The organism is Chitinophaga fulva (genome assembly GCF_012927205.1).
In the GTDB taxonomy this organism is placed as follows: domain Bacteria; phylum Bacteroidota; class Bacteroidia; order Chitinophagales; family Chitinophagaceae; genus Chitinophaga; species Chitinophaga fulva.
Map to the genome: position 1 here is coordinate 1,204,760 of NZ_JABBGC010000002.1, position 19,558 is coordinate 1,224,317.

The following is a 19,558-nucleotide window of genomic DNA, read 5'->3' on the forward strand; positions in this document are numbered from 1 at the left end:
CTCATTTGGTAACAATTTGGTAATGGCTTGCAATCAATTGATTTCCAGAACTTTCAAGTTCTAATCGTTGGGAATGACGGGTCGTACTGTACCACTCATTGGATACGGTCGCCCGGCATACTGCCACCCACCACCTTTGCTGAAAATTTCAATCACTATGACTGCAGGCACTAAAAAAGTTTCGCTGTTAACAGGCCTCACGTGCATGACGTTATTATGGGCCAATGCCCAAACGATCAAGGGCATTGTGAGCGACAAGGATGGCCAGCTGCCGGGAGCCACGGTACTGTCACCCGCTACCAGACAAGGCACTTCCACTGATCTGAACGGAGCCTTTACCCTGAACACGCAGACCACCGGCAAAGTAAAAATCATTATTTCCTATATCGGTCACGATACCCGCGAACTCGAACTCGATATAAAAAAAGGCGTGCATGATGCCGGCATTGTGCTGCTGCAACCCAGTGGACAACTCGGCGAAGTACTCGTGAAAGGCACGATGGCCCCATCCCAGATGAAAGCGCTCAGCATCAAAAAAAATGCTACCGCCATCATGGATGTCATTGCAGCTGACGCCATCGGTAAACTGCCGGACCGTAACGCTGCTGAAGCCGTACAACGGGTTCAAGGCGTGGCCGTGGCCCGTTATCATGGTGAAGCGGATGCCGCCACCGTAAGAGGTACGCCATTCGCCTGGACATCCATCCTGTTTAACGGCAGCCGTCTGCCCAGCGCCAATGTAATGGGCAGCCGCAACTCCGTGCTGGACGCTGTACCTTCTGAAATGATCCAGTATGTGCAGGTGGCCAAAGCCATCACCCCTGATATGGAGGGCGATGCTATCGGCGGATCTATCAACTTCATCACCCGCACCTCCCCCGCCAAACGGCAGCTGGGCGTCAGCGCCGCAGGTGGGTACAATACTTTCTCTAAAGACGGCACCTACAACGGCTCCATCGTATATGGCGACCGGTTTTTCAGGGACAAACTGGGCGTGATGGTGGCAGCTGCCATCTGGAACCGCCAGTGGGGCACTGATGCCTTCGAAGTAGCCTACAACACGGCTCTTCCCGACCCGATGCAGCAGAAATCCATCAGCACCGCCATGCTGAAACGATACATGGGGCAACGCCAGACCTATGGCGCCAACATCGGACTGGACTATACCTTCAACCCTGCCAACAAAATTTATTTTCGTGGCCTCATGGATAAGTTCAACGACATCCGGCCCGTGTACGAATCCTACGTCGATTATAACAATAAACAATACCAGTACAACTACCGCTACTCCTACTATCAGACGGTGCTTAACGGTGCAGAGCTGGGTGGCGAACATCAGCTGTCTTCCAAAATAAAAATGGACTGGGCGGTAAGCGATTATTACACCAAATATTTCCTGGAAACACCGCCCACCAATGGTAACAAAGGTTTGCCCATAGCCACCTTCAAACAGAAGATCACCGGTGGCTTCTCCAACCTAGCTGCCGATGGCAGACGTTACTGGGCTTTTGACGCACCTGATAAAACCACCGGCGGCATGCCCCTCGCCTTCGAGCCGGGCATCGCCAACCCTGCAGAGACCATGGACGCATCCAAACTGACGTTGCAACAGCTGGTTATTGCTCAACTGGATACCAAAGAAGAAGACAAAACCGTACAGGTGAATTTCCGCATCAACGCAGGCCGGAAAGTCTCCCTGAAAGCGGGCCTTAAATACCGCCACAAAGACCGCAGCGGTATGTTCGGTTCCAGTATTGTATACATGGCCGGAGCTGCCATGGGCATTCCGCAATCGCCGGCCCTGGTGCCGCTGGGCCAACTGGAACGCACCGACTTCCCCATGCGCGGCGGTTTCTTTACCGGCATGCAGGGAAACCACGATGCCCTGGCCATCAATCCCATCACCAAACAACAACTGTTCAATCTCTTTGATACCGCTGCGCTGCGGGCCAATGGCTTTATGAACGTAACGCCGAAAACCAATCCCACTAATATTTATGACGGTACCGAAGATGTAGCCGCCGGTTATGTGATGGCCGAAATAGCTGCCACCGACCAACTGAAAATTACCGCAGGCATCAGGAACGAATACACGATGTTTGCCCTGCATGGCTCCAAAGCTACTGTCAGCGGCACTCCTGCTACCACCAACATTACACCGGTAAGCGTCAGCAACAACTACAATGCGCTGTTACCGATGCTGCACCTGAAATACAGCCTCAACAGCCAGGCCAGTCTTCGTGCAGCGTACACCCGTACTTTCGTTCGCCCCAATTTCGCTGATCTCACGCCAGGTGAATCGATCGACAATACCAAAAATCCTATCGCCATCACTAAAGGAAACATCAACCTGAAGCCCACCTTCGCGGACAACATCGATCTGATGGGTGAATATTTCTTCCATAACATCGGCCTATTGTCTGGTGGTGTGTTTTATAAGAAGATAAAAGACGTGATCTTCTCTAACCGGATCAATTACCAGGAAGGGAACAACAACTATGTGCTCACACAAGCGCGCAACATCAGCGACGCGTGGCTGCTGGGTTTCGAAGGCGGCATCAACAAACGTTTTGATTTTCTGCCCGGCGTTCTTTCCGGTCTGGGTGTGGAAGCCAACTACACCTTTATTAATTCTGAAGTAAAACCCACCGGCACCTATACCACCTCGCTGCCGAACCAGTCCAAACACCTGTTCAACAGCATCGTCTTTTATGAAAGAAAAGGCGTGATGGTAAGACTGGCAGGCAACTACCGCGGTGCGTCGGTGGAAAGCATCAATACCCAGCTGGGCCCTGATTTCTTTACCTGGACTGACCAGAACTTCACCATTGATGCTTCGGCTTCTGTGAGCATTACACCATCGCTGCGTGTGTTCGTGGAGCTGAACAACCTCACCAACGAACCACTGAGAGTATACATGGGCGACAAACGCCGCGTCACCAGCTATGAATGGTATGGCCGCCGCGGACAGGCTGGTCTTCGCTGGGACATCATCAAATAATCTGTAAAAAACCTATTCATCATGAAAAAATACATCCTCTCCTTCGCCGTACTGGCACCGTTCTTCGCTTCCGCTCAACTGGCAGACAGCACCCAACGACTGGTACATGTACAAGGCGCACTCAATTTCCGCGACGTAGGCGGCTATAAAACAACAGACGGCAAGACCGTTGCCTGGGGCAAAGTATACCGTTCCGCCGATGTCAGCAAACTGACCGATCAGGACCTGCAAACATTGGATCAGAAACATATCCATACCGTATTCGATTTCAGAGGCCGGCAGGAAGCCGCCGCAGCGCCGGACAAGCTGCCGGCTAATACCCGCTACCAGCTGTGCCCCGCCGGTAGTGACAGTCTGCCTTCCCCCACGCAGATGGCCACTTATCTCAAACAAGGCGGTTTCCTGGAAAAATTCTACAGCGACCCAACGCCCTTCGGCGCCCGCTACAAACCTCTGTTTCAGCAACTGCTGACACTCCCCGCCGATGAAGCGGTGATGTACCACTGTACCGGTGGCCGTGACAGGACCGGGATGGCCACAGCGCTGTTCCTCTATGCCTTACAGGTATCCGAAAGCACGATAGAAGCGGATTTTACCGCCAGCAACGTATACCTGCAACCCATGCACAGCCATATGTTCAAGGGCCTGCAGCAGTTGACCGGCATGGACGAAGCCAGCATCCGCAAAGCAATGGAGTTAAGGCCCGAACACATCCGGCTCATGTTTGCCGGGATTAAAAAACAATACGGCAGCGTGGAGAAATTTTTCGAAACGGAGCTGGGGATTGGGGAGAAAGAGGTGAAGGTGTTGCGGGAGAAATACCTGAACTAAAAACAGACAAACGGCCGGAGCATAAATACTCCGGCCGTTTATTTTTTGTATATTTAAATATCAATCAGATACTTATGTCACGCATCATTCCCATCTTCCGCATGTTTGATTATGCCCGGGCCATAGAGTTCTACGTTGATTGGCTGGAGTTCGAAATCCTTTGGGAGCACAAGCCGGAAGGCGCCCCGATATATATGCGTATTGCCAAAGGCGATGCACAAATTGATCTGTCTGAGCATCATGGGGACGGTACACCCGGCTCCCGGATCAGCATCACGGAGTTTAAAGGTCTGAAAGCCTTCCATTCGAAATTAGGCGGGAAAGACTATAAATACATGAACCCCGGCCTGGAGCGGGCCGACTGGAACCCTGAAGTGCTGCTGATGACCGTAATCGATCCGTTTCAGAACACCATTATCTTTGAAGAATCTACCTGATTAATAGATCTCTTTTCCAAACGGTGCGAAAGTAAGGCTCATCAGTTTGAAATGCTGACGGCCCCAGGGAGCGCCAATAACGGTGATGGTCAGCAATACGCCAAAGAAAAAATGGCAAATGGCCACCCAGATCCCACCAGTAAATATCCAGATAATGTTGAACAAGGTGGACAGGCAACCGGTAGAACCGACGCCGTCACGCACCTCACGCCCAAAAGGCATGAGCGTGAATACCCCTATTTTAAAACACTGTATCCCGAAAGGAATACCGATAATGGTGATACAAAAAAGAAAGCCCGATACGATGTAGCCGAGTGCTGCGGCCAGTCCACCGAAGATCAGCCAGATAATATTTCCGATTAAATTCATAGGTGTAATATTACAGAAAAATACATACTTTCCACAGCAATTACACCGCAATCTGCCGGCGGTGGCGGTAATGGGCAATGGATACCTCGATCAGGGGAACGGCCAGAATGAGCAGAAAGGTGTATAGAATGCCACGCTGCAGCCCTTTCAGGAACTGGTCTACCTGGATAACCGCGATATTGACAAACAGGTTGCCGTTCATTAATTTACCCAGTGATGTATGTACCACCTCATTGCTCGCGCCATCTGTCAGTACCAACTTATCATGCAACAAATTATAGATAGCCTTGTGCATTATACCGGCGATGGCTTTGCTTTTGGTGATCTGTAACAGCAAAGAAGCCAGCTTGCCTTTGACACCCTGTGTGCTGCCAAGCTGTTGTTCCAGCGTACTGCCGTATACGTTATATACCACTACCGCGGTGGTATCAATGATCTGGTGGGTGCTGAGCGACGACACGCGTGCATTGCCGCCAAACAGAGAGTCGACCGCCTTCAGGGCTGCTTCGCTGAAAACCGGCGGTACATGGGCCGCATACACTTCCGTATGCGCTTTGATGTCTTTACGCAGACTATGGAAGAATCCCCATTTCATGCCGAAGAAACCGGCCAGCAGCGGCAGCGCCACCATATAAAGGTAGGCCAGCACTTTCAGCAGCTTATGGGAACGGGGCACTAAAATGTACTTGCGGAGCGCCAATACAAGTATCAGTGCCACTGCGAAAGCAATCAGACCGGAAAAAACAGCACCGGAAATAAATCTGTAGGGGTTAGTAAACTCGCCTGCCAGTTGAAAATAGGTAACAATGGTTCGCATAAGGGTAAATAGTAAGAGAACGCAGCCAACGTATGACTGCGTCCGGGACAAAAATTATTTGGATGATTTTTTAAACAGGTAAGGTTCTATTGCTTTACGCCAGATGGCATAGCCCTGTGCATTCATATGGAGCATGTCCGACACGAACAGCTCCTGGCGGGGCTGTCCCTGTTTGTTGAGCATCAACGGAAATACATCAATGAAGTGGGCATTTGTTTCTTTTGCCAGAAATGCTTTGATCAGCGCGTTCGCTTCGGCGGCTATTTTCATGTACTTCACGCGGGAAGGGCTTGGCTTCAGTGAGATGTATTCGATGGGCACTTCAGGCAACCGGGAACGGACAACGCCATACAGGCGCTGAAAGCGACTGTAAACGCTGTCGGCCGTAGCGCCTTCCGGCAGGTCGTTTTCACCTACATAAATCACTACCTGGCGCGGGTGATAATCAAAAATAAGGTCCTGGGCAAAGTGAATGATATCGTTGGTCACAGCTCCGCCTACACCTCTGTTCATCACCACATAATCCGCGAAGGTGCGCTCCAGATCGTCCCACTTACGGATGGAAGAACTGCCCACAAACAGGATGGGGTTTGCAGGAGGAGCATACATTTGATCAAACTTTTTGATCGTTCGCACATCTTCCTGATAACGCACCTGTTCCTGCGCCAGCAGGCTATCAGCTGATATCAGCAAGCCTAACAAAAAAGGAAAAAACAATTTGGTCATCAGCACAAAATAAGGAAGAATTACGAAACAGGAAACCTTTTATCGTAATTCTTCCGTTGTGATCTACTGCTTGGTGACCATTTTAGTATATACTTTACCGTTATGAGTGAGTTTGATGACATAAGTACCAGCAGCAAGATTTTTGGTATCGAGCGTGGTACGGTGATTACCCGGTTGCAACGCGCTGTTGAGCAACAGCCCTACCCTTTTCTGCTGGGTATCGAACACTTCCAGCATAGTGTTACCTGCTTCTTTCACGTCCAGGTCAATATAAGTGATTTGGGGGAACGGATTGGGAAACACATTGAGAGAAATGTTATCATGTGTAATAGGCACTGTTGCTGCCGGCGGTGTGTCGGAAGTGGCCAACATAGGACTGCCGCAGGTAGCGCTGCCTTCCGCGATGCAGAAGTCGGCAAAACGTACCTGTTCATCCCGGATGCCTGTAACCAGCTTACGGTAGATCCCCCATTTAGGGCGGCAGAAGGTAGTCCCGTCGCGCCACATGTCAATATTATTATTGCTGTAGTTCAACAGCGTGCTGCCATCGCTGATTTTTTTGATGATGACTTTATAGGAGCCTGTTGTGGAATAAGTAATTTTTTCCTCTACCTCCACCCAGGCGCCTTTAAAGGAAGACAGTGGTGCGCTGGCTTTCTCACCGCCACCGCTGCCACCGGCCCCTGGTGTATAGATCACCTGTAGTTTCTGTGGGGAGCCTGCACGGGGCGTGAGGGTGATCAGTGGCGCGCCATCGTCGCCATCACCGGCTTTTATCTGATGCAGGTGGCAGAAACTGGTGGTGGGAATAAAGCCTGCATCAATTTTAAATTTCCAGCGATAGGTGACGGTTTCGCCGTAGGTGGCTTTCACATTGTCGGGGGAAGGACCAAAGGTCTTGATCTCGTTACGTTGCCGGTCTGTATTGGGGCCGCAACGATCATTGTCTGGTGTGGCATGGAGGAAAAACACGAACACGTTTTTGTTGAGCGATGCATCGAATTCCTCTGTAATGTGGCGGCCAAACGAAGGATGCGCACAGTCAGGCACTTCGCTGGCGGTGCCGTTGCCCAGCACACTTTCAATCAGTTCATACGTGTTGCCGGGACCGTTGGCAGAAAGGGTTACCTGGGCATGAACACCGGAAAGACAAAGGAGACCTGCTGCTGTCAGGAAGGCGGGTTTCCATAATTTGTGCAAAGGTTTGCAGATAAGCGGTTTCATAAATAATACATGTTTTGAGGGTTTTTTGATTCAGATTTCGGTGGAATAAATGCAATCGATTTCATTGCATACATAAATTAATATTTTTATTTGATAAATCGATCTTTTAGCGGGGGAATTATTTTGGAGATACCTTAAAAAACTGGTTATCAACATAGATGGCCAGTCGCTCTTTGGGGGAAGAATAGTGAAGGGGAAACAAACAAACTTTTAACGTACGACCGTGACCAGCATCCCTTCCCTGCCAAGGAAAAGGATGCAGTCACAAAAGCACCTTCTTTCCGGTACGGGCAGACTCTTTCGCTGCTTCGAGGATACGCAGCACCAGTACATTATTAGGCAGGGCATACAAGCCATAGGGCGGCGGCGTTTCTTTTCCCTTTACTACCGCAGCCAGGTAGCTGAACGGATCTTCATAAACGGGTATATCCGCTGCCGTTATATGCCTGGTCACCGGCGGCGCTGACTCCCGGTTGCGCAGCAGCAGCGTGTTTTTGTCAGCCGCCATGATGTACCCCTTCTCTCCATATATCTCCATGTCCTTGCGGCTGAAAGGCCAGTTCCAGGAAGCCTGGATAATACACTGGGCATCCGGGTAATCTACAATGATCGTGGCGTCGTCATCTACCCTAGGATAACGGTCGGGCTTATATTGCCGGGTAACGGCGGTAACTGCAAGGGGTACACGGTTTTTCATCAGCCGGGTCATCAGGTTGGCGCCGTAGCAGCCAAAATCCATCAGGGCGCCGGCTCCGTTGAGGACCGGGTCTGTCAGCCATGCCAGGAAAGCCGGGCTGCAGCCTATCTCCTGTGGCCCCTGATGCCCGTCGTGGATCACCACTTTACGGACATGGCCGGTAAAACTGCTATCTTCTACCAGTTGAAAAGCCTTTGCCACTGTGGGATACCAACTGGTTTCGTAGTTGGTCAGCAAATGTATGTGATACCGCCGCGCCAGCGAGTCCATCACCAGCGCATCGCGGAGATTGGCAGCCAGCGGCTTCTCCACCATCACATGAATACCCCGCGGCGCGCAGGCTTCCACTACTTCCCAGTGACTGTACACCGATCCGAATGCCAGTACGGCCTGCGGCTTTACAGCATCCAGCATCTGCCCCAGGTCGTGGTACACCTGCTGTTGCGGGATATGGTACTGCCGCGCCACCTTGCCGGCAAGGGTGGTGTCTTTTTCGTATATCCCTGCCAGTTGGACATCATCATGATTGGCCCGGCCCAGTATCCAGCCGGAATGGCCATGCGATACACCGGCAACGGCCACACGCAATGCCTGCGCCGAAGCGCAGGCCTGTGCCAGTATTAAAAACAAGAGGAGGTACAGTTGTTTCATCACATCTTAAATACTTTGCCACCCACCATCACTTCCTGGGTAGCTTCATCAAAAGTTGCTTTCATACCGGTGCGATAAGCGGCGTTGCCCATGATCAGCGCTATAGAATGCGAATACGCTGCTTCTATCGGTGCATTGGGCTGCTTGCGTTCCCGTACACTGCTCATCCAGTTGCGCACATGCGCGCTGGTAAGTGGATCACCGCCGGTATTGGCGCTGGTCTCTACTTTTTCCTGGGAGTTCAGCGTCATCGGGGTCAGCAGGTTAGCATGCATGCCCATTTCGGCGGCTTCTCTTTCGGTGAGACCGCCGGTGCTGCTGATTTTGCTGGTAGACATATCGATGGTGCCGCCATTGGAATAATAAATCTCTTTCGTACCCCCGGCGGAGTTATGAAAGCGGCTGCTGTACATTACCTGGAAACCTTTTTCCGGTTCGTTGGCCGGACCGTAGTCAAATACGGCTGTCAGCGTATCCGGGTTCTTGCGGCCGTCGTGCCACATATAGATGCCGCCGTTGGCCACTGCGCTGCGCGGGTGTTTCAGACCGCTGAACCAATGCACGGTATCAATCTGGTGTGTCATCCATTGTCCGAAGATACCGGAGGAATAGGGCCAGAAGAGGCGATACTCCAGGTATTTACGCGGGTCCCAGCTGTCGTTGGGGCGACCGGCCAGGAAACGTTTCCAGTCCGTATCCGATTCCCGGATGCTCTTCACCAGGTCCGGCCGCCGCCAGCGTCCCGGCTGGTTTACGTTCCAGGTCATCTCCACCATGGTGATATCGCCGAACTTGCCTTCCTTGATGAAATTGGCCGCGGCATGGTAGCTGGTACCACTGCGCCGCTGGGTGCCCACCTGCATGATCTTCCCTGACTCTTTTACGGCTTTCAGCGCGTTGCGGGCATCTTCCATGGTCTCGGCAAACGGTTTCTCACTGTACACGTCACACTTGTTCTTAACGGCTTCAATAGTATGATAGGCATGCTGAAAATCGGCCGACGCAATAAAGACAGCATCCAGGTTTTTAATCCGGTACAGCTCATCGTTGTTGACGCAGGCCTGTACCTGGTGCCCTGTTTTTTGTTCCAGGAAGGCCTTCCCTTCTTCCCTCCTTCGGTTCCAGATGTCGGACACCGCGATCAGGTCGAAGTTCAGTTCTTTGTTATGGCTGAAGAAAGAAGGCAGCAAGGCTTGCCGGGCACGATCGGAAAACCCTACCAGCCCCACGTTTACCCTGTCATTGGCGCCCAGGATACGGGCGTAGCTGCTGGCAGGCATTCCCATAGCCGTAATCGTTAGTCCTGCTCCTGCCATCAGGGATTGTTGCAGAAATTCCCGCCTTGTCTTTTTAGTGGATGTCATTGTACAAGTATTTTATTTTTTTCCGGAGATATGATACACTTCTTTGAGTTGCCCTTCCAGGTACGCCACCGCCGGCGCATATTCCGTAGCGGGATCGGTCCATTTACATTCCATCATGATCCGTCCTTTATAACCGATGCTCCGCAGGGCTGCCAGATAAGGCCGGAAATCCTGCCGTTCTATACCAGGCGCGGAACGTTTCTCCCGTTCCGCAATATGACAGTGCACCAGTATGCCTTTGGCCTTCGCGATATTGGCCGCCGGTTCATTTTCGCGCAACATATGATAGATGTCGGCTGTAAGCCGGAAGTTAGGATGGTCCACTGCTGTCACAACCTCGATACCTTCTGCCAATGTGTTCACGAAATTGGTTTCAGTAGCATTCAGGTTCTCCATGGAAATGAGGCAGTTATGCTTTGCTGCAATGCCGGCCATTTTGCGGGCCAGCCGGATAAACTGCTGTTTCGCCGCCTGCCTGTCAACCCCCTCAGGAATTTTACGTGCCTCTCCGCTGCCTAACACAATGAGCCCGATACCTGCCTTTTCAGCACGTTGCATGACCGTGTCCACATACCCTAAAACCCATGCTTCGTTGGCCTCCGGTCCCATCAGTTTGAGGTACCCCGGTATAAACAGGTTACAGGTCTGTATACGGCAACGGGCATGCTGTAGTTTCTGCAGGTTGGCGGCAAACGCTTCCTCGCTTACCGAAGGCGCCAGTATCCTTTTGACCGTTTCCTCGAGGTACAGGAAACCGGCGGCGCTGGCCAGGCTGTCGCTGTCCACCGAGGCTGTTATGCCGAGGGCTGGCAGAGCATCTTTGTCACCCTGCACGGGAGACTGTGCATTCGATTGCAAAAAAGTGGCAAAACCCAGGAGGAATAGACCCGTCAGCGTGTTTTTCATAATGTGGAAAGCCCGGAAAAAATGGCTGTTGGAAAAAATAATCATTATCAGGGAGAAACCAAAAATATTTTGATATTTGGTTATTTTGATATTCTATTTGATCATTTTAAACAACTAAAATATCAAAATAATAGAATTTCAGGATTTCAGTACTTCCAGCAGCGGCTCCACCTGCCGCCGGAAATCATGTTGCAAATCTTCATGCAGCCCTACCACCACCTTCACAATCTTCTTCAGTTGTGCGGCGTACAGGTTATGCAGCACCGTGCTCTGATGGTGCAACAGGCCGGAATCCACCAGCTGCTCACAAAAGTAAATCAACAGCTCCGCCTCTGCCGGCTTGGAGCCCATGTAGCGGATATGTTTATTGACCAGCCGCAAGATTTTACGCAACCGTTTTTTAGCATTGTGCAGGTTGCTGCCGACCATCTCTTCAAACCCATTGTCCACCTCCGTTTTCACGGCATTGATGTAGCCCTGTTCATCATCTGCATCGAACAACAGGTAAGTCAGCAGTTCCTTGTTTTCCTTTTTATATTTGGCCAAACGCAGGCACAATGCCGCCAGCTGCGCCGGAGGCACGGAGGCCAGCTCTTTCTTCAACTCGTTAATGGACGCTGTCTTCATCTTGATTTTATTGCGGCATCGAAAATACAATTAATAAATAGTATGGTACAACACCTATGTCTTGCCGCATGGCTTAATTAATTAAATTGCAATACTTCAAGAACCCCAATTACTCACGCTTAACAACCTCAGACTATGAAAACACTGTATGTGTTGGCCGCCGCTTTCGGTTGCCTGTTAACAGTTAACACTGTTTCCGCCCAAATGGATTCCGTTGCGGCCCACAAGGCATGGATGGCCTACATGACGCCTGGCCCCGAACACCAGCAACTGGCTAAGACCGAAGGAGACTGGAACACCGACATGACCTTCTGGAAAGGTCCCGGCGCGGCCCCGGAAAAAGCTACCGGCAGCTGCTCCAACAAAATGATCCTGGGCGGCCGCTACCAGGAAAGCCGTTTCACTTCCGACATGATGGGCATGCCCTTTGAAGGCCTCGGTACCACTGCCTATGACAATGCCAGGAAAATGTATCTCAACACCTGGATTGACAACATGGGCACCGGTATGATGATGATGGAAGGCAAATGGGAATCTGCCGTCAACGGTATTGTATACAGGGGAAAATCATTTGACCCCTCCACACAAAAAACCATGGAACTGCGCCAGGTGATCAAATTCCAGGATGCCAACAACTACACCCTGGAGATGTATCGCATGGCCAACGGCAAAGAATTCAAGGAAATGGAGATCTTCTTCAAACGGAAATAGTTAATTGTAAAATCCCTTCCGGCACCAGCGGCCCCTGCTCCAAAGGCATGGGCCGTTGCTGTTTCTTGTCCGCTCATCTGCTTAAAACCAGTATTCAACACATTGTCCTGTTAAAAAGCCGGCCCGTATTTGATCTTTTGACATGTTGCATCTATTTTTGAAATGATCACCAATAACACCACAACAGTCTTTAATGAAAAAGTCCCTCATATGAAAACACACGTCATCACCCTCCTGCTATGCCTGGGGCTTTCCGCCCAGCTGAAGGCACAAACCGGCAAACAGCTGCCCACCGATATGGTACAGTTCTTCCTCGGCAACTGGACCGGCAACGGCGCCTTTGCCAATGGCAACAAAATCGCCGCTGATCTTAGCTTCAAATTATCGCTGGACAGCGCCTGGATCATATATGAACATACCGACAAAGCCCCCAACCGCTATAAAGCGCTTTCCATGTGGGGTGTGGACAAGCAAACGGGCGAGTTGGTAGACTACATCTTCGATAACTTCCAGGGGCACCGGAAATTTTCCTCCCAAGGCTGGCAGGACGGTAAACTCATGCTTACCCGGCAGCTTCCCCAGCCAATAAACGGCGTATCGTATGAGCGCTTCCTTTACGAGAAGCTCTCTCCACAATCGTTTAAGATGACTTATGAGAAGAGCCAGGATGGCAACACCTGGAAGCTGGGAGACTATCTGACGTTTACCAAAAGGTAAAAAAGGCCCCTTTTAAGGTCGATCGCAACAAAACGCAAGACCATCAAAAACGAATATAAACAAAACCCATACGGATATTAATTCAGGGGTTATGGGATAATAGCTGGCCTTATCTTTGAAACGTCCGCTATTTATCCGCCAATTGAATTCATATCCATATGAAAATCAGCAACTCTGCCTCCAAAAGTGCGGAACAGATCTTTTCAGAAATACAGCGTCGTTTTCCAGGCGCCCGGTTATGGAAACCTTTGACAGGCGCTCCTGTTATCGTGGTACAGCATCGGGGTTTCCGGTTTTTGTTGCGCTATAAAAAAGACCATCTGCGGTTGGATTTTCTGCCGCCGTTGTTGTGGCTGGCAGGCGGCGTGCTGACAGGATTTGTGTTGTGTACGGCAGCATTGAGCATGTTTTACCGGCAGTTGACGATCAGTATTGGCGGCATTATTCCGGTGATAGCAGGATTCCTGCTTATCAGGATGTTGTTTAAATCTTCCCGCAGGGAAACTTTTGAACACTTCCAAAGTGAAATAAACGTTCTGGTGAACACCGTAGCAGCACCGGCTTCTACATTGTTCAGTCATATATAGTTTGTTCTCCGGAAGACCCTATTATGTTTAAGCTGTTTTTGTCGGCCTTTTATTCTTTGTTGATAACCTTACAGGTATTACCACCCGGTAATACCTGATTTTTTTCTACTTTTAACAACATGAGCAATAACCCATATCCGAGACCATGATCCGCACGCTGATAATTGATGATGAACCAGCCATCCGTAAAGACCTGGAATGGCTGATGAAGCGCTACCCCGATTTCCTGGTACTGGGTAGTTGCGGTAGTATAGCCGAAGCCAGGGTGATCATTCCCAATACGGAACCGGAACTGTTGCTGCTGGATATTGAACTGGCCGACGGCACTGGATTTGACCTCCTGCAGGAGTTCCCCGACAGAAATTTCCGCATTATATTTATTACGGCCTATAATGAGCATGCTATCAAAGCCATTAAATTCGGGGCTTTTGACTATCTGCTCAAACCTGTGGATGAGGAAGAGCTGATGGCCACCCTGAAAAGGCTGTTGTCTGAAAGCCCCGTCAACACCCGCACCCAGATGGACATCACCAGCAACCATCTGCAATCTAAAAAATCAGGACTGCAAAACCGGATCGTGCTCCGCTCCTCTCAATACCTGCAGGTAGTGCCTTTCGAGGAAATCCTGTATTGCCAGAGCGATGGCAGTTACACCACCTTCCACCTGTCTGACAAAAGAAAGGTAATGGTGTCCCGCCCCATCAAAGAGTATGAGGAACTGTTGCCCGAGAGCTGGTTTATCCGCATCCATCAGTCGTATATCGTCAATCATCATTGTATAGACCGTTTTTTGAAAGATGGCATCCTGATCCTGAAAGACGGCACCGAGATACCAGTTTCCGCCCGTAAGCGGGAATATGTCCGGCAGTTCCTGATGGGCGACCATTAATAGATTGTACATGCATATCCGCCGACAAGCGATTTTACTTTTTATATGTCTGTGCGGCACCATTTACGGGTGCCGTCCCAAACCTGCTGCCCCCCTGCGCCCAGGCTCTCCTGACGCTGCCACCTCACCTGTGGTAAAAGAATTACAGCACCTGATTGATTCCGGCGCCAGCTGGGACGGTCCACAGGCCACCCACCGGCTCACACAGCTCAAAAGCAGCGCCTTACAGGCAGGCCCCGTCGCCAGCGGCTATTACTACTATCTCGAAGGCATACACTACTGGTATGCCGACAGCAACCAGGCCGCTATCAATAGTTTCACGCGCATGCTGCCCATCAAGCCGCTGGACACCAGTCAGCTGACAGAGCTGATCATCCTGCAACAACTGGGACTGCTACAGGTACGGCTGGCCAGCAAAATCGATGACAGCACCTTTACCCGGCTGTTCCACCTCCTTTCCCTGACAGAAAAATATCAGTACACCGGCAGCTGGCGCGTATATGACCTCGCAGCAGAGATATACTTCCGCTTCGGGGATTATGACAAAGCAGAAACCTACGCTGCGATGGCGCGGGACAGTTACCCGATTGCCGATGACTACTTCCGGCTCTCTCTTTTTATGGAAGAACGGTCACGCATCTACGAACGCCGCCATCAATACCGGCAGGCGCTCCAATACCAGGACAGCGCCCTGCAATATGCCCTTCAGCAGCCCGACACCATCCGTCTCGCCACCGTGTATAGCGCGCTGGGCGTCCTATATGAGAAAACAGGCGACAAACCGCGGGGGCATGCCCTGATGGAAAAAGCGTTTAACATCAAAGAGAAAATCAATAAAGTCAGTTTCCAGGAGTATATCAATTATGGCCAGCTGTATCAGGAAAAAAAGAACTACCCGCTGGCCCTGCAGTACCTGGGCAAAGCATTGGAGAAAGCCCGGCAGGCTAATAACAGCGGTAACCTGAGCACCGCCTTCGATGCCATCCATCAGATTTATTATGACAACGGTGATTACAAAAACGCTATCCGGTATCTTGATTCCGCGGCCGACATGGCCCTCGCAGAGCAGGAAGACAGGCAGCTCAGAAAAATAGTGGAGATACAGGCGCTGAACGAACTGAAAGTACAACAGCATAAGACGCTGGACCTGAGCCGGCAGTATAACAGCCAGGCCATTATTGTGCGCCAGCAGCAGGTCATACTGCTGATCATCATCATCCTGCTGGTACTCGGCCTGCTGATCACCTTCCTGCTGATACGGCAGCGCAAACTGGTGACCCAGAAAATGAGCATAGAGCTGGAACAGCGACTGCTGCGCAGTCAGATGGAACCGCATTTTATCTTCAATACCCTGTCTGTATTACAAAGCTTCATCCGCCGGGATGAAAAAGAAAAGTCTGTTAAATACCTCAATAAATTCGCCCGGCTACTGCGGCTTAATCTTGAGAACTCGCGCCACAACCTGGTGCGGCTGCAGCAGGAAACCGAAGCGCTGGAAAACTATCTCAGTCTGCAGGCCGTTCGTTTCGATAACCTCTTCAGCTATACGATTATTGACATTCCGCCTGACGAAAGCAGCGGTATCTGTATCCCTCCCATGCTGCTGCAACCGTTTGTGGAGAATGCCATTCAGCATGGCATGCGTAACATTGCCCATCGCGGGCATATTGCCATTACCCTGCAATTGCAGGGAGACCTGCTGCATTGCGTTATTGAAGACAATGGCCAGGGGTTGCAGCCAGCCAAAAACAAGGAAAAAAACTCCCTGTCGAGCATTATTACACAGGAACGCCTGAAAATACTGAGCATACAAACCGGCAAGCTGGCCTCCCTCACCATTACAGACAAAGCCGCCGAAGGACGTACAGGCGTTCGCGTTACCCTTATTATTCCCACACAACGGTGTTAAAACACCGATGGCAAAAATACTGACAGCCATGGCAATTCCGCCATCATACCGTTAAAATGAGATTATTTTTTTAGTTGAAATGAACCAAATGCCGGGTTCACCAATTATTATTAATACCTGTTGACAGACGCAGGCAGCGGATAGAACGGCACATGCCCCAAAACATTGTTTATCACAGAAAAGTGTAGTATCCTTACAACAGGTTACAGTGAACCGGGATTACAATCCGGACTGATGATTTTTGTATGCTGATAATATCAAATCCGAAACAAACAATTACACATGGGCAACAGGACCTATTTAACCATCAGGACCGCTCCTGATCAACAGGAAGTATTGTTTGAAGGCAATAACAGCCTGGCTTACTTCTGGTTACTGTTACTGAAAAGGAAAGACATAGAGCAGGTACAGCCGGCTTTTCAGACCTTGTATGCCGGCGGGGATGACGAAGCCGATGACAAAGAGCCGGAGGACAGCTATGTAGACACTGACATCCGGATACCGCTGGACGAAGCCCTTGCTAATGCCGCCGCCCACCGGTCCTACGTAGAGCGGGTTTACCCTTCACTACTGCCGCTTTATGATGACTGGCGGGCTTATCTCGCCACCGTTCCTGCCCATGATAAAATGTTGTACATCGACCTGGAAGAATTCAGTGGTTTTTATGTTAATGTGAACCAATTCATTGACGAGCTGCTGGACTTCTACACGCATGTATCCGGTAACAAAGCATACTTCAAGCCTGCCATCCCGGATACCACCGGCTGGGAAGCCATTGGCCGGAAGCAGTTCTACGACTACTCCGGTCATTACCGCAATACGCCGGAGATGGTGGATTATCAGCAGAAGACCCGCCCAACCCAACCGCTGTCCGCCAGCTATAAGATATTGATCGGCTGCTGGTTGGTTTTCAGTTTGGTGCTGCTTGGCGCCGGGTTCTATAGCCTGGGCTTCTTTCATTCCATATGGCTACAGGCATTAATGGCGCTGGTCATATTCCTCCCCATCCTGCTTATTGCGATCGGCGGATTGGCCTGGCTCGTGAATAAGGGGACACAAAAGACGAAGTAACAGACAATATATAAGATAGAAGAAACCATGCAATTGCCGCTTTATCAGATAGATGCCTTCACCGACCGGCTTTTCGGCGGAAACCCAGCCTGTGTCATGCCATTACAGGAATGGCTGCCAGACCAATTATTATTACAAATAGCCCGCGAGAATGCCGTAGCAGAAACGGCTTTTTTCCTGCCGCAGGGTGATGGCTTTGCCCTTCGATGGTTTACTCCGGAGATAGAAATGGACCTTTGTGGCCATGCCACGCTGGCTACCGCCCATGCCATCCGTACCCTGCATGCTTATGCAGGTGATACGCTGCATTTCCACTCCCGCAGCGGATTACTGAAAGTGGCCTTTGAAGGAGAACGTTATGCGCTGACTTTCCCTGCGCGCAAGCCCGTGCCCGCAGCGTTGCCGCTGGAAATAGCGGAGTCCCTCGACCGTATGCCCGTGGCCGTACTAAAGGCACGGGACTATGTGCTGGTGTATGAAACGGAAACGGATATACGGCATATTCAGGTCAACCGCCAGCTGCTGGACCGTATCAACCTGGACCCTGGCGGCGTAGTGATTACCGCTCCGGGGCAGGACTGCGATTTTGTGTCCCGTTTCTTTACGCCACAGGCATCTATTTTTGAAGACCCTGTGACCGGTTCCGCCCACTGCTCCCTTATTCCCTACTGGAGCGAGCGTCTTCATAAAAGGGAAATGCTGGCGAGGCAATTGTCGGACCGCGGCGGCACCCTGTACTGCACCGATGAGGGCGATACTGTAAAGATGGCCGGTTATGCCCGTACCTACTTCACCGGATGTTGTGAAGTGCCCGCTACTATTAGCTTGTAAGAGATTACCCACCTTACCATTTTATCTGGTAGAAAAATTTGTTTTGTTATAATAAGCACACTTATTATATTTGCACTTATAATAACAATCCATATGATACAGCACTCCTATTCACTGACTACCACCGCCGTTACACAGGCACAGATCTGGAAACTCATCTCCGACATTGATAACTGGAAAAGCTGGGATACCGGCGTCACCTCCTCACAGTTGCATGGTCGTTTTGAGACCGGCCAGCACTTTACGTTACAGCCGCAGGGCGGCCCCAAAGTCCGTATCCAGCTGGAAGAAGTGCGGGCCAATGAATACTTCCGGGACCTTACCCGTTTTCCGCTGGCCAAAATGTATGGTGAACATTGGTATGAAGTAACGCCTGAAGGGTTAAAGCTGACTGTTACCATGACGATGAAAGGTTTGTTGGCTCCACTATGGAATAAGATAGTCATGAAAAATATTGTAGCCGGCATGGAAGAAGATGTACAACGGCAGATTGAAGCAGCCGGAAAGCTTTGATAGCTTTGTTTTGAATTGGTGGTTAAAAATCTTTTCTTTGAACAGCGAACTACCGGCAAGTATGAAAACAAATGACAACGCCTTTGGCGTAGAGAAAGCAGAAGACAGCTCCGGATTCCTGTTATGGCAGGTAACCACATTATGGCAGCGGGAGATCAGGGCCATCCTGGCCCCGCTGGACCTCACCCACGCACAATTTGTGTTGCTGGCCAATCTTCTTTGGCTATCGCAGCACCAGGAAAGCGTAACGCAGATAGACATCTCCCAGCATAGCAAGGTAGATCCGATGACCACTTCCACGGTGTTGCGGACATTGCAGACCAAAGGGTTGATTGTGCGCCGGGAACATGCCACCGACACGCGGGCCAAAGCCGTAGCGCTGACAGAAGCCGGTCAACAGCTCACGAAGCAGGCCGTTGCCGTTGTGGAGCAGTTTGATCTGGCATTTTTCAGCAAGCTTGGTAATGGCATCAAAGCGTTTAACCGGCAATTGCATCAGCTGATCATGCCAGATACCACCACCTGAATTTGTCGCATCCTTCCTTTTAGCGTGTGTAAAATTTCACCTCATTAACAAAAAGGCAACCGTCATGGTTGCCTTTTTTATCTCCCTATATTAAAAATAAAAATTTGGTTTTCAGTTTATTACAATAACATATTGTATTTTTACCTCAGATTAT

At 50.5% G+C, this 19,558-nt stretch carries 20 protein-coding genes; 12 read left to right on the top strand and 8 right to left on the bottom strand.

Going from position 1 to position 19,558, the window contains the following annotated elements; all coding sequences use genetic code 11:
* Positions 1-157 precede the first annotated feature (157 nt).
* From HHL17_RS21555 to HHL17_RS21565, 3 genes are read left to right on the top strand one after another with little or no spacing between them, the layout of a single operon-like run.
* A complete protein-coding gene (locus tag HHL17_RS21555; protein WP_169226857.1) occupies positions 158-3,001 on the top strand; it encodes a TonB-dependent receptor in 2,844 nt (947 codons plus the stop codon).
* A gap of 21 nt (positions 3,002-3,022) precedes the next feature.
* Positions 3,023-3,832 (top strand): tyrosine-protein phosphatase, encoded by an 810-nt coding sequence (locus HHL17_RS21560; RefSeq protein ID WP_169226858.1) that lies wholly within the window; start codon positions 3,023-3,025, stop codon positions 3,830-3,832.
* 59 nt (positions 3,833-3,891) lie between these two features.
* Positions 3,892-4,269 (top strand): glyoxalase superfamily protein, encoded by a 378-nt coding sequence (locus HHL17_RS21565; RefSeq protein WP_317166602.1) that lies wholly within the window; start codon positions 3,892-3,894, stop codon positions 4,267-4,269.
* Here the strand turns inward: HHL17_RS21565 and HHL17_RS21570 are convergent, their stop codons facing one another.
* The 8 genes from HHL17_RS21570 to HHL17_RS21605 form a co-directional block, all read right to left on the bottom strand.
* Positions 4,270-4,638 (bottom strand): YccF domain-containing protein, encoded by a 369-nt coding sequence (locus HHL17_RS21570; RefSeq protein ID WP_169226860.1) that lies wholly within the window; start codon positions 4,636-4,638, stop codon positions 4,270-4,272.
* A gap of 40 nt (positions 4,639-4,678) precedes the next feature.
* The gene (locus HHL17_RS21575; protein ID WP_169226861.1) at positions 4,679-5,455 is read right to left on the bottom strand and encodes a hypothetical protein; all 777 of its coding nucleotides are present in this window, start codon (positions 5,453-5,455) and stop codon (positions 4,679-4,681) included.
* A gap of 54 nt (positions 5,456-5,509) precedes the next feature.
* Positions 5,510-6,181 carry a GDSL-type esterase/lipase family protein gene (locus tag HHL17_RS21580; protein ID WP_169226862.1) on the bottom strand — a complete coding sequence of 224 codons (672 nt, stop codon included), beginning with the start codon at positions 6,179-6,181 and terminating at the stop codon, positions 5,510-5,512.
* Positions 6,182-6,244: 63 nt separating this feature from the next.
* The gene (locus HHL17_RS21585) at positions 6,245-7,405 is read right to left on the bottom strand and encodes a T9SS type A sorting domain-containing protein (protein WP_169226863.1); all 1,161 of its coding nucleotides are present in this window, start codon (positions 7,403-7,405) and stop codon (positions 6,245-6,247) included.
* Positions 7,406-7,667: 262 nt separating this feature from the next.
* A complete protein-coding gene (locus HHL17_RS21590; protein ID WP_169227228.1) occupies positions 7,668-8,753 on the bottom strand; it encodes a Gfo/Idh/MocA family protein in 1,086 nt (361 codons plus the stop codon).
* Positions 8,753-10,117 carry a Gfo/Idh/MocA family protein gene (locus tag HHL17_RS21595; protein WP_169226864.1) on the bottom strand — a complete coding sequence of 455 codons (1,365 nt, stop codon included), beginning with the start codon at positions 10,115-10,117 and terminating at the stop codon, positions 8,753-8,755. Before HHL17_RS21595 ends, HHL17_RS21590 begins: the two co-directional genes overlap by 1 nt.
* A 12-nt stretch (positions 10,118-10,129) precedes the next feature.
* Complete coding sequence (locus HHL17_RS21600) at positions 10,130-11,023, bottom strand: sugar phosphate isomerase/epimerase family protein (protein WP_169226865.1); 894 nt, start codon at positions 11,021-11,023, stop codon at positions 10,130-10,132.
* A 138-nt stretch (positions 11,024-11,161) separates the two neighbouring features.
* The gene (locus HHL17_RS21605; protein ID WP_169226866.1) at positions 11,162-11,650 is read right to left on the bottom strand and encodes a hypothetical protein; all 489 of its coding nucleotides are present in this window, start codon (positions 11,648-11,650) and stop codon (positions 11,162-11,164) included.
* Positions 11,651-11,785: 135 nt separating this feature from the next.
* Between HHL17_RS21605 and HHL17_RS21610 the strand changes: the two genes are divergently transcribed.
* The 9 genes from HHL17_RS21610 to HHL17_RS21650 all read left to right on the top strand — a co-directional run bounded on the left by HHL17_RS21610 (position 11,786) and on the right by HHL17_RS21650 (position 19,404).
* A complete protein-coding gene (locus HHL17_RS21610; RefSeq protein WP_169226867.1) occupies positions 11,786-12,361 on the top strand; it encodes a DUF1579 domain-containing protein in 576 nt (191 codons plus the stop codon).
* Positions 12,362-12,571: 210 nt separating this feature from the next.
* Complete coding sequence (locus HHL17_RS21615) at positions 12,572-13,078, top strand: hypothetical protein (protein WP_169226868.1); 507 nt, start codon at positions 12,572-12,574, stop codon at positions 13,076-13,078.
* A 158-nt stretch (positions 13,079-13,236) separates the two neighbouring features.
* Positions 13,237-13,665 carry a hypothetical protein gene (locus HHL17_RS21620; protein WP_169226869.1) on the top strand — a complete coding sequence of 143 codons (429 nt, stop codon included), beginning with the start codon at positions 13,237-13,239 and terminating at the stop codon, positions 13,663-13,665.
* Between the two features lie 145 nt (positions 13,666-13,810).
* Positions 13,811-14,554 (top strand): LytR/AlgR family response regulator transcription factor, encoded by a 744-nt coding sequence (locus HHL17_RS21625; protein WP_169226870.1) that lies wholly within the window; start codon positions 13,811-13,813, stop codon positions 14,552-14,554.
* Between the two features lie 10 nt (positions 14,555-14,564).
* Entirely contained in the window at positions 14,565-16,463 is a 1,899-nt protein-coding gene (locus tag HHL17_RS21630; protein WP_169226871.1) for a tetratricopeptide repeat-containing sensor histidine kinase, read from the top strand.
* A gap of 282 nt (positions 16,464-16,745) precedes the next feature.
* On the top strand, positions 16,746-17,534 hold the full coding sequence (locus HHL17_RS21635) for a hypothetical protein (RefSeq protein WP_169226872.1): 789 nt from the start codon (positions 16,746-16,748) through the stop codon (positions 17,532-17,534).
* A gap of 27 nt (positions 17,535-17,561) precedes the next feature.
* The gene (locus tag HHL17_RS21640) at positions 17,562-18,365 is read left to right on the top strand and encodes a PhzF family phenazine biosynthesis protein (RefSeq protein ID WP_169226873.1); all 804 of its coding nucleotides are present in this window, start codon (positions 17,562-17,564) and stop codon (positions 18,363-18,365) included.
* A 93-nt stretch (positions 18,366-18,458) separates the two neighbouring features.
* Positions 18,459-18,878 carry an SRPBCC family protein gene (locus HHL17_RS21645; RefSeq protein ID WP_169226874.1) on the top strand — a complete coding sequence of 140 codons (420 nt, stop codon included), beginning with the start codon at positions 18,459-18,461 and terminating at the stop codon, positions 18,876-18,878.
* A 61-nt stretch (positions 18,879-18,939) separates the two neighbouring features.
* On the top strand, positions 18,940-19,404 hold the full coding sequence (locus HHL17_RS21650; protein WP_169226875.1) for a MarR family winged helix-turn-helix transcriptional regulator: 465 nt from the start codon (positions 18,940-18,942) through the stop codon (positions 19,402-19,404).
* Positions 19,405-19,558: the final 154 nt, after the last annotated feature.

Bases quoted from the DNA above. Each gene is read 5' to 3' on its own strand.
- HHL17_RS21630 (WP_169226871.1), top strand. From the start codon at position 14,565: ATGCATATCCGCCGACAAGCGATTTTACTTTTTATATGTCTGTGCGGC.
- HHL17_RS21635 (WP_169226872.1), top strand. From the start codon at position 16,746: ATGGGCAACAGGACCTATTTAACCATCAGGACCGCTCCTGATCAACAG.
- HHL17_RS21570 (WP_169226860.1), bottom strand. From the start codon at position 4,638: ATGAATTTAATCGGAAATATTATCTGGCTGATCTTCGGTGGACTGGCC.
- HHL17_RS21600 (WP_169226865.1), bottom strand. From the start codon at position 11,023: ATGAAAAACACGCTGACGGGTCTATTCCTCCTGGGTTTTGCCACTTTT.
- HHL17_RS21625 (WP_169226870.1), top strand. From the start codon at position 13,811: ATGATCCGCACGCTGATAATTGATGATGAACCAGCCATCCGTAAAGAC.
- HHL17_RS21615 (WP_169226868.1), top strand. From the start codon at position 12,572: ATGAAAACACACGTCATCACCCTCCTGCTATGCCTGGGGCTTTCCGCC.
- HHL17_RS21605 (WP_169226866.1), bottom strand. From the start codon at position 11,650: ATGAAGACAGCGTCCATTAACGAGTTGAAGAAAGAGCTGGCCTCCGTG.
- HHL17_RS21575 (WP_169226861.1), bottom strand. From the start codon at position 5,455: ATGCGAACCATTGTTACCTATTTTCAACTGGCAGGCGAGTTTACTAAC.
- HHL17_RS21590 (WP_169227228.1), bottom strand. From the start codon at position 8,753: ATGAAACAACTGTACCTCCTCTTGTTTTTAATACTGGCACAGGCCTGC.
- HHL17_RS21610 (WP_169226867.1), top strand. From the start codon at position 11,786: ATGAAAACACTGTATGTGTTGGCCGCCGCTTTCGGTTGCCTGTTAACA.
- HHL17_RS21650 (WP_169226875.1), top strand. From the start codon at position 18,940: ATGAAAACAAATGACAACGCCTTTGGCGTAGAGAAAGCAGAAGACAGC.
- HHL17_RS21595 (WP_169226864.1), bottom strand. From the start codon at position 10,117: ATGACATCCACTAAAAAGACAAGGCGGGAATTTCTGCAACAATCCCTG.
- HHL17_RS21560 (WP_169226858.1), top strand. From the start codon at position 3,023: ATGAAAAAATACATCCTCTCCTTCGCCGTACTGGCACCGTTCTTCGCT.
- HHL17_RS21620 (WP_169226869.1), top strand. From the start codon at position 13,237: ATGAAAATCAGCAACTCTGCCTCCAAAAGTGCGGAACAGATCTTTTCA.
- HHL17_RS21580 (WP_169226862.1), bottom strand. From the start codon at position 6,181: ATGACCAAATTGTTTTTTCCTTTTTTGTTAGGCTTGCTGATATCAGCT.
- HHL17_RS21585 (WP_169226863.1), bottom strand. From the start codon at position 7,405: ATGAAACCGCTTATCTGCAAACCTTTGCACAAATTATGGAAACCCGCC.
- HHL17_RS21640 (WP_169226873.1), top strand. From the start codon at position 17,562: ATGCAATTGCCGCTTTATCAGATAGATGCCTTCACCGACCGGCTTTTC.
- HHL17_RS21555 (WP_169226857.1), top strand. From the start codon at position 158: ATGACTGCAGGCACTAAAAAAGTTTCGCTGTTAACAGGCCTCACGTGC.
- HHL17_RS21645 (WP_169226874.1), top strand. From the start codon at position 18,459: ATGATACAGCACTCCTATTCACTGACTACCACCGCCGTTACACAGGCA.